The organism is Nocardia sp. NPDC058497, assembly GCF_042720195.1.
Taxonomy (GTDB): domain Bacteria; phylum Actinomycetota; class Actinomycetes; order Mycobacteriales; family Mycobacteriaceae; genus Nocardia.
Window position 1 is genome coordinate 1 of record NZ_JBHXMY010001002.1, and the last position, 1,247, is coordinate 1,247.

Consider the following 1,247-nt stretch of genomic DNA (forward strand, 5'->3'; position numbering starts at 1 on the left):
CCGTGTCATCGGTGGCGGTGGCGTGCGGTGTCTGGGTGCTCGGGGTTTCGGTTGGGGTGGGGTTACCCGTGGGGCTTCCTTTATCGCCACCGGCGGGTGTTCCGGTATTTCCACCCCCCGGAGTCGACGGGTAACCGCCATCGCCGGCAACGATATTCGGCGCGGTCGGCATGAACGGCACACCGGTATCGGACTGCACGGCTACCTGCCCGTACACAGTCCGCAGGATCCGCCGCGCCTCCTCCAGTTCCTCGCCGTCCTCGAAATCGTTCTGCTTCATCTCGCCATCGGTAGGCAACGTCTTGCCCGTCAGCGTCGGACGCTGGGTGAGTCCGGGCATCAATGCCTGTGTCTGCTCCAGGCCGGTCTTCATCTCCGCGAGTTTGAGGCTGACCGCCGTCGCCGCAGCAGGCAGGGTGCTCGACTGCTTCGCATAGTTGTTCACCGCGGTGACCGCCGCCGACGCAGCCTCGCCCGCCCAGCCGTTCTCCCCATTGACCGTCGCCTCGAACGCTTTGTTGAACGCGACGATCGACGTCGACAGATCCGATCCGATCTTGTTCCACACCTCCGACGCACTGTTCACCACGGCCGGCTTCATCGCCGACACCGCCGCTTGAATCTCGGGCAGCTTCATGTGGTCGTAGCTGTCGACGGTCCCGGTGAGGTGGTTCGGCTGGGTCTCACCGTCGAAGATCGCAGCGAAGTTCGCCAGGTTCTGCGTCAAATAGATGACGCTACGTTCCTGGTTCCACTGCTCCTGCGCGGCGATCACCTTCGCTTTGTAATCCTCGTAGGTCATCAGTTCCCCCCGAGACCGTTGTATTGCCCTGCGTTGTAGTCGACTTGGGATTGGAAGTTGGCAATCGCTTTGAGGACAACCTCTTTGGCGGTGGTGACGGCTTCGATGTGCTGGGTGATAGTGTCGCGAAGGGACCGTTCTCCGCCTGCTGCGGTTTGCGAGAACTTCTTCTCCAGGATCAGGCTGGAGTTGAACGATCCAAATCCAGTGATCTGTTCGACTCTCGACACCTGTGCCAGGGCGTTCTCCAGTGAATCCAGATGGTCGTCGCATACGCGTGCGAGATTCGCGCCCACCTCTGGGTTGATCGACAGCTGACCGGACGCGGCCTGAGTCTCCAGCTTCTTCCACTCAGCTGGGTCGATATTCGATGACATCGTTCCCCTCAGTTGGCCTGAATATTCTGAACCAGAGCATCGGCGAGTCGCCGCGTTTCCTGGCAGGC

General features: G+C 61.2%; 2 protein-coding genes. Both read right to left on the bottom strand.

Features of this window, described 5'->3' with window-relative positions:
* Nucleotides 1–802 (bottom strand): hypothetical protein (locus ACFWPJ_RS33245; RefSeq protein WP_378857553.1); only part of this gene is annotated, 802 nt, incomplete at its 3' end.
* Nucleotides 802–1,247 (bottom strand): hypothetical protein (locus ACFWPJ_RS33250; protein WP_378857555.1); only part of this gene is annotated, 446 nt, incomplete at its 5' end. The genes ACFWPJ_RS33245 and ACFWPJ_RS33250, both read right to left, overlap by 1 nt.